The 7,491-nt window shown below is 66.7% G+C and carries 8 protein-coding genes and 2 pseudogenes; 8 read left to right on the top strand and 2 right to left on the bottom strand.

The window, feature by feature from the left end; all coding sequences use genetic code 11:
- The 4 genes and pseudogenes from VNW74_RS14810 to tsaD form a co-directional block, all read left to right on the top strand.
- Positions 1-187, top strand: a pseudogene (locus tag VNW74_RS14810) (tRNA (adenosine(37)-N6)-threonylcarbamoyltransferase complex ATPase subunit type 1 TsaE); the annotation flags it as partial.
- Positions 184-822: a tRNA (adenosine(37)-N6)-threonylcarbamoyltransferase complex dimerization subunit type 1 TsaB gene (gene tsaB / locus VNW74_RS14805; protein ID WP_325678057.1), complete on the top strand. Its 639-nt coding sequence runs from the start codon at positions 184-186 to the stop codon at positions 820-822. The pseudogene VNW74_RS14810 and the gene tsaB, both read left to right, overlap by 4 nt.
- Positions 819-1,283: a ribosomal protein S18-alanine N-acetyltransferase gene (gene rimI / locus VNW74_RS14800; RefSeq protein ID WP_325678055.1), complete on the top strand. Its 465-nt coding sequence runs from the start codon at positions 819-821 to the stop codon at positions 1,281-1,283. The genes tsaB and rimI overlap by 4 nt, the downstream gene beginning before the upstream one ends.
- A gap of 85 nt (positions 1,284-1,368) precedes the next feature.
- Positions 1,369-2,394, top strand: coding sequence for a tRNA (adenosine(37)-N6)-threonylcarbamoyltransferase complex transferase subunit TsaD (tsaD, locus tag VNW74_RS14795; RefSeq protein ID WP_325678053.1), 1,026 nt, complete (start codon positions 1,369-1,371; stop codon positions 2,392-2,394).
- A 7-nt stretch (positions 2,395-2,401) separates the two neighbouring features.
- On the opposite strand, the gene VNW74_RS14790 is transcribed toward tsaD, so the two are convergent.
- Positions 2,402-3,037, bottom strand: a complete 636-nt coding sequence (locus tag VNW74_RS14790; RefSeq protein ID WP_325678051.1) for a C39 family peptidase — start codon at positions 3,035-3,037, stop codon at positions 2,402-2,404.
- A gap of 294 nt (positions 3,038-3,331) precedes the next feature.
- Here VNW74_RS14790 and groES point away from each other — a divergent pair, with 294 nt between their 5' ends.
- Positions 3,332-3,634, top strand: a complete 303-nt coding sequence (gene groES / locus VNW74_RS14785; RefSeq protein WP_325678049.1) for a co-chaperone GroES — start codon at positions 3,332-3,334, stop codon at positions 3,632-3,634.
- A gap of 90 nt (positions 3,635-3,724) precedes the next feature.
- Positions 3,725-5,347: a chaperonin GroEL gene (groL, locus tag VNW74_RS14780; protein WP_325678047.1), complete on the top strand. Its 1,623-nt coding sequence runs from the start codon at positions 3,725-3,727 to the stop codon at positions 5,345-5,347.
- 98 nt (positions 5,348-5,445) lie between these two features.
- On the opposite strand, the gene VNW74_RS14775 is transcribed toward groL, so the two are convergent.
- Complete coding sequence (locus VNW74_RS14775; protein WP_325678045.1) at positions 5,446-6,303, bottom strand: LLM class F420-dependent oxidoreductase; 858 nt, start codon at positions 6,301-6,303, stop codon at positions 5,446-5,448.
- 148 nt (positions 6,304-6,451) lie between these two features.
- On the opposite strand from VNW74_RS14775, the gene VNW74_RS14770 reads away from it, so the two are divergent.
- Entirely contained in the window at positions 6,452-7,030 is a 579-nt protein-coding gene (locus VNW74_RS14770; protein ID WP_325678043.1) for a carboxymuconolactone decarboxylase family protein, read from the top strand.
- Between the two features lie 293 nt (positions 7,031-7,323).
- Positions 7,324-7,491: pseudogene (locus VNW74_RS14765) on the top strand (aminobenzoate oxygenase); the annotation flags it as partial.

Below are 7,491 nucleotides of genomic sequence, written 5' to 3'. Positions count from 1 at the left end.
CGGCGCCGACCTGCTCGACGAGCTCGAATCATTAGATCTCGACACCGAACTCGACGATGCCGTCGTCGTGGTGGAGTGGGGCGAGGGCCTTGCCGAACGGCTGTCCGATCGGCACCTGGACGTTCGCCTCGAGCGCATCAGCAATTCCGACGTGCGGACCGCGACATGGCAGTGGAGCTGCTCGTGAGCGGCCGCGGCCGCGTCGTGCTGGCGATCGACACAGCGACTCCCGCCGTGACGGCGGGTGTCGTTGCCGACGGCGAAGTGGTGGCCGAGCGGGTCAGCGTCGACGCCCGCGCGCACGCCGAACGGATCACCCCGAATGTGTTGGCCGCCTTAGCCGATGCAGGTCTGACGATGGCCGACCTCGGCGCCGTGGTGGTGGGGTGCGGCCCGGGTCCGTTCACCGGCCTGCGGGTCGGTATGGCGACCGCTGCCGCCTACGGGCACGCCCTCGGCGTCCCCGTGTACGGCGTGTGCAGCCTCGATGCCATCGGCGGCCAGACCACCGGGGAGACACTGGTGGTGACCGACGCCCGCCGGCGCGAGGTCTACTGGGCGCGCTATCGCGACGGCGTCCGGATCGATGGCCCGACCGTCAGCGCCCCGGCCGACGTTAACCCGGGTGTCGCGCGGGCGGTTGCCGGCTCGCCCGAGCATGCGGCGCTGTTCGGGCTCCCGCTGCGCGAACCGTCATACCCGACACCGGCCGGGCTGGTGGCCGCGGTGGGCGACTGGTCGGCGCGCCCCGCCGCGCTGGTGCCGATGTATCTGCGTCGGCCGGACGCCAAGACGCTGGCCGAGCGTGAGGCTTCCCGATGACCGCCGGTAGCGAGCCCGTCACGATCGGGGCACTGACGGTGGCCGACGCGGACCGCTGCGCTGAGTTGGAGGCCATTCTGTTTCCCGGCGACGATCCATGGCCGAAGACCGCGTTCGTCCGCGAACTCGCCGCCGAGCACAATCACTATGTGGCCGCCCGCACCGCCGAGACGCTGGTCGGCTATGGCGGCATCTCGCGGTTGGGCCGCACCCCGCCGTTCGAATACGAAGTGCACACCATCGGCGTCGACCCCGCGTACCAAGGCCGCGGCGTCGGCCGCCGACTGCTGGACGAACTGCTGAACTTAACCGCGGGCGCCGTCGTCCACCTTGAGGTGCGCACCGACAATACGCCGGCAATCGCGCTGTACCGCAGCGTGGGATTCGCCGAAGTGGGCCTGCGCCGGCGGTATTACCGACTCAGCGGCGCCGATGCCTACACCATGCGGCGGGAGGCTTAATGACCCGCGCCGGCGACGATGCAGTGGGGGCACCCCCAGCCGCGCAGCGGCGAGGGGGACGCAGCGATGAGGAGGAGCGGCGCCGATGACCGTAGTCCTCGCCATCGAAACCTCCTGCGATGAAACCGGAGTCGGCATCGCCCAGCTCGATGCTGACGGCGCGGTGACGCTGTTGGCCGATGAGGTGGCTTCCAGCGTCGACGAACATGTCCGGTTCGGCGGCGTCGTTCCGGAGATCGCTTCGCGGGCACACCTGGAGGCGCTCGGTCCGGCCATGCGCCGCGCGCTGGCCACCGCGGGCGTTCAAAAACCGGACATCGTTGCGGCGACAATCGGGCCCGGACTGGCGGGTGCGCTGCTGGTGGGAGTGGCTGCGGCCAAAGCCTATTCGGCTGCCTGGGGGGTGCCGTTCTATGCGGTGAACCACTTGGGCGGGCACTTGGCCGCCGACGTCTACGAGCACGGGCCGCTGCCCGAGAGTGTGGCGCTGCTGGTGTCCGGCGGGCATACCCACCTGTTGCATGTGCGTTCGCTCGGCGAGCCGATCGTCGAACTGGGCAGCACCGTCGACGACGCCGCCGGAGAGGCCTACGACAAGGTGGCCCGCCTGTTGGGTTTGGGCTACCCGGGTGGCAAGGCCCTCGACGATCTGGCGCGCAGCGGTGACCGGGACGCGATTGCGTTCCCTCGCGGCATGACCGGACCGGCCGATGAGCCGCACGCGTTCAGCTTCTCCGGGCTCAAGACCGCGGTGGCGCGGTATGTGGAGGGCCATCCGGAGGCGGCGAGCGCCGACATCGCGGCGGGATTCCAGGAGGCGGTGGCCGACGTGCTGACCATGAAGGCGGTGCGCGCGGCCACCGGGCTCGGGGTGTCCACGCTGCTCATCGCCGGGGGAGTGGCCGCGAACTCGCGGCTGCGCGAGCTGGCCGCGCAGCGCTGCGCGCAGGCCGGCTTGGCGCTGCGGATCCCCGGACCGCGGCTGTGCACCGACAACGGCGCGATGATCGCCGCCTTCGCCGCGCATCTGGTGGCGGCGGGTGCGTCGCCGTCGGCGCTGGATGTGGCCAGTGACCCCGGTTTGCCGGTGGTCAAAGGGCAGTTGTTCTGATCGTCAGCTAGCCGGTTTCTTGGGTGACGATCAACAGGTCGTCGCTGGTTTCCCAAGCGTGGCTGAAGGTGGCCAGCGGGATCTGCTCGTTGCGGCCGTCGGGGGTGCCACTGTCGTTGAGGTGGACGATGTTGGTGCCGGTGTCGACTCCGGTGACGACGACGGCGTGGTCCGGCGTGGTCCGGCTCCCATTGCCCCGGGGGGAGTTCCAGATGGTTTCGGCGTTGAGCGCCGCGATGACCTTGTGGCCGCCGGCCAGGTCCTGCTCCAGTGTCCCCATGCTGTTACCGGTCGTGAGGTCGGACTCGATGCCGTGTTTCTGCAGCAGTACGACCATGTCTTGGGGGGAGGTGCCGTCAAAGTGGTAGACGTCGCCGCGGTGCGATTCGCTCTTGGTGAATATCCCGCGTAGCTCCATGCCGATTTGGGAGGGTTCTCTGCCGGTGAGCTGGCCGACCACGTCGGCCACGGCCATCAGGCCGCAGTCTTGCTGGTGCTGGTAGCGCCAGTAGGGGGCGGCGGCCTCGGGGTCGCCGTACAGCTGGCCGTCGGCTCGGGCGACTCCAGCCAAGCCGATAGCGGCCGCGACGATCAACGTGGCCACGCCGGCGGCGCGGGTCGCAATGGGGATACCGGTGAACATGGCCCCATTATTGGGTCTTCGCCCTTGGCGAATTCTTGAGAATCACCGGCACGGCCTCTGCCTGCGGTTTTGGCTCGGCAGACGCCGGTTTCCGGGTCGCTGACAGGGAAGCAGCAGGCCGACCTTGAGTGCTAGCACTCGCATGTATAGAGTGCTAGGTGGCAATCGGACGAACCCCTGCGCCGGCACCCGCGACGACGACGCGAGGGCACGGACGAATGCCGAACACCTGGTAATCCGAAGGTTCGGGGCAACGGTCCCGGACCCCCATCCAACAAGTGGAGGGCTCCAATCGTGGCGAGCGTGAACATTAAGCCACTCGAGGACAAGATCCTCGTACAGGCCAACGAGGCCGAGACCACGACCGCATCCGGTCTGGTCATTCCCGACACCGCCAAGGAGAAGCCGCAGGAAGGCACCGTCGTCGCCGTCGGCCCCGGCCGGTGGGACGACGATGGCTCGAAGCGGATTCCGCTGGACGTGTCGAAGGGTGACACCGTCATCTACAGCAAGTACGGCGGCACCGAGATCAAGTACAACGGCGAGGAGTACCTGATCCTGTCGGCCCGCGACGTGCTGGCCGTCGTTTCCAAGTAACGCAGAGCGTGTTCCGCCCCGGCGATCCCCACGTCGACACGTGGGCGATTTCCGGGGCGGACCGCTTTCCAGACGGAACAAGAAAGACTTATGAGCAAGCTGATTGAGTTCAATGAGACCGCACGGCGTGCGATGGAAGCCGGCGTGGACAAGCTCGCTGACGCGGTGCGGGTGACGTTGGGTCCGCGCGGTCGGCATGTGGTGCTGGCCAAGGCTTTTGGTGGGCCTACGGTCACTAACGACGGTGTCACCGTCGCACGTGAGATCGACCTGGAAGACCCGTTCGAGAATCTGGGCGCCCAGCTGGTCAAGTCGGTGGCCACCAAGACCAACGACGTCGCCGGCGACGGCACCACCACCGCCACCGTGCTGGCGCAGGCAATTATCAAAGGCGGGCTGCGCAACGTCGCCGCCGGCGCCAACCCGATCGAGCTTGGGTTGGGGATCAGCAAGGCCGCCGACGCGGTGTCCGAGGCGCTACTGGCATCGGCCACCCCGGTGTCGGGCAAGAAAGGTATCGCCCAGGTAGCCACGGTGTCGTCGCGTGACGAGCAGATTGGGAAGCTGGTCGGCGAGGCGATGACGAAGGTCGGCCACGACGGCGTGGTCAGCGTCGAGGAGTCGTCGACGCTGAGCACCGAGCTGGAGTTCACCGAGGGCGTCGGCTTCGACAAAGGCTTCCTGTCGGCGTACTTCGTCACTGATTTCGACGCTCAGCAGGCCGTGCTCGACGACGCCCTGATCCTGTTGCACCGCGACAAGATCAGCTCGCTGCCCGATTTCCTGCCGTTGCTGGAAAAGGTGGCCGAGGCGGGTAAGCCGCTGCTGGTCATCGCCGAGGATGTCGAAGGCGAGCCGTTGTCGACGCTGGTGGTCAACGCGATCCGCAAGACGCTGAAAGCGGTCGCGGTCAAGGCGCCGTTCTTCGGTGACCGTCGCAAGGCGTTCCTGGACGACCTCGCGGTGGTCACCGGCGGCCAAGTGGTTAACCCCGACGTCGGGCTGACGCTGCGTGAGGTCGGGCTCGAGGTGCTCGGTTCGGCCCGCCGCGTGGTGGTCAGCAAGGACGACACCGTGATCGTCGAGGGCGGTGGCAGCGCCAAGGCCATCGCCGACCGGGCCAAGCAGCTGCGGTCCGAGATCGAGAGCACCGACTCCGACTGGGACCGCGAGAAGCTGGAAGAGCGGCTGGCCAAGCTGGCCGGCGGGGTTGCCGTCATCAAGGTCGGCGCCGCCACCGAGACCGCGCTCAAAGAGCGCAAGGAAAGCGTCGAGGACGCGGTTGCCGCTGCCAAGGCCGCCGTGGAGGAAGGCATCGTCACGGGTGGCGGGACTGCGCTGCTGCAAGCCCGCAAAGCGCTCACCGACCTGCATGCGTCGCTCAGCGGTGACGAGGCCAGTGGCGTCCAGGTGTTTTCCGACGCGCTCAGTGCGCCGCTGTACTGGATCGCGGCCAACGCCGGTCTGGACGGCTCGGTCGTGGTCAACAAGGTCGCTGAACTGCCGGTCGGGCACGGGTTCAACGCGGCGACGTTGAAGTACGGCGATTTGGCCGCCGACGGGGTCATCGACCCGGTCAAGGTCACCAGGTCCGCGGTGCTTAACGCGGCGTCGGTGGCACGCATGGTGCTGACCACCGAGACGGCCATTGTCGAGAAGCCGGCCGACGAGGACGACCACGGCCACGGTCATCACCACGGCCACGCTCACTAACGAAACACGTCGTAACGAAGCACCCCCGGCTTAGCGCCGGGGGTGTCTTCGTCGGTCGCTGTGACGTAGCGGTCACGGAGTGGACAGCGTGCGGGCGGTCAGGCCTGCTGACGTGACAGGCCAAGTGGCCCAGCGAGCTCGGTCAATATCGGCAATGGATTGTCATACACGCCCAGCGCCAGGATCGCGACATGATTGGCACCGGCCGGTAGATACTCGCCGAGGCGCTCGGCGATTTGTTCGGGCGTCCCGTGGGCGACCACGGCGTCGATGAACTTGTCGCTAGCTGGCCGCGCTACGTCGGCGTCGGTGAAACCTAGCCGTTTCCAACTATTTATGTAGTTCGTCAGGCTGAAGTAGTGGTCCAGCGCCGTGCGCGCGATCGCGCGGGCTTCCTCGGGGTCGGTGTTCAGCACAACGTTGTGGACGGGCGCCAGCAGCGCATTCGGCCCGATGATGTCGCGAGCCTGTGCGGTGTGTTCGGGCGTGGCGTTGGCCGGGTGCGCCCCGGCCGTGCGCTCGGCTGACAGCCTCAGTACGCGCGGCCCTTGCGCAGCGAGCACACGCTGATTGGCCGGCACTCCGTATTCGTCGAGCTCGTCGAGGTACGACACCAGCGCTTCGTACGGCTTGCGGTATTGCCCCTGGACTTCGGGATGGCCAACCCCGACGCCGAGCACGAAGCGGCCCGGGTAGGCGGCATCGATGCGGTGGAACGACTCGGCGACGGGCTGGGCGGCTGCCGTCCAGATATTGACGATGCCGGTGGCTACCTTCAGCGTGGTCGTCGTTTCCAAAATTGCCTCAACGGCCGACAATTCGGCGGGCGGCGAACCTCCGACCCAAATTGTGCCGTAGCCGAGCCGTTCGATCTCCTGCGCTTGTTCGCGCGTGGCGCCGAGTCCGAAGAAGCCGAATCGGCCGAGGTCGGGGTTTGCGGTGTCCGATGCGGTCATAACCCGGTGCAACCCCGCGTCACGCGAACCTGTTCCGCCGCGGGTGTGAAACTTGTGTGCGGCTGCGTCGAAATCGGCGCCAGCGTGATGCTCACTCGCAACGTTCGCGGTAACGTCGATCCGGCGGAACAACTGGGAGGACGAGCCCATGGGAAAGCCCACTCCGTACCAAGCGTCGGTGGTGGTTCCGCTCCCGGACGAAGATGTGATCGCCAGATCATTTGGCAACGGGTATGACCCCGACACCGCACTCAATGTCCTGAAGATGATGAGCGGCACCGGAGACTTCTTTCCTGCGCTGATCGGCATGGTGAAGGCCGTCTTCGGTGAGAGCGAAATCGACGCTAAGCACCGTGAAGTCATCATTTTGCGTGCGGCCTCGGTACTCAACTGCCCCTACGAGTGGCAGGCGAACGCACAGATGGCCCACAATGCGGGCCTCACGACGTCCGAGATCGACACGATCGCCGGCGACGGCCCTCTCACGTTGGACAACCTCGACGCTGACTATCAGCTGTTGATCGCAGCCACCGATGAGCTCCTCACGTCCGGCACGCTCACCGACGACACCCTGCAAGCCCTGCTCGACACGTTCGGGACGACAACGACGCGTAAATACATTGCCACCATTGCGTGGTTTAGCCTCCTGAGTCTGTTTCTCAACGGCACCAGGGTGCCGATGGAAACAACCGACAAGATCGGCCAGCGCACCTCGCCCCTGGGATGACCGCGAGCCGACCCGGAACTAGGGGGCTGTAATCCCACACCACCGAAACGGCAATTGTCGAGAAGCCCGCCGACGACGATGAGCACGGGCATGGTCACGGCGATCACCAGCACCAGAAGCACTTTGTAGTGAAGCACCCCCGGTCAATTGGCCGTGGGTGCCTTCGTTTGTTGAGCGCTGGAGCGGTCCGCGGTCCGTTCGGCGGACCGCTGGCTTGACCCGCTGCCGCATGCGGTGCAATGTGATACACGTCATATGACCACTGGTCACACCGGGCAGAAAGGCGGCAGCTCATGACCACGAGGGACAAGTACACGGACGTGCCCGCGCCCTACTCGTGGGAGGTCGCCAGTGCCGGCGACGCGCGCTTCACGTGGGAGTACGACGACGGGCGCGCCCGGCTCCTTTCCCTATACCAAAAGGGAAAGGACAAGCAGTGGGATGCCCAGTCGCGCATCGAC

The organism is Mycobacterium sp., from assembly GCF_035570115.1.
In the GTDB taxonomy this organism is placed as follows: domain Bacteria; phylum Actinomycetota; class Actinomycetes; order Mycobacteriales; family Mycobacteriaceae; genus Mycobacterium.
Note: the sequence above shows the minus strand (reverse complement) of the source record. Positions and strands in the feature narration are given on the sequence as shown.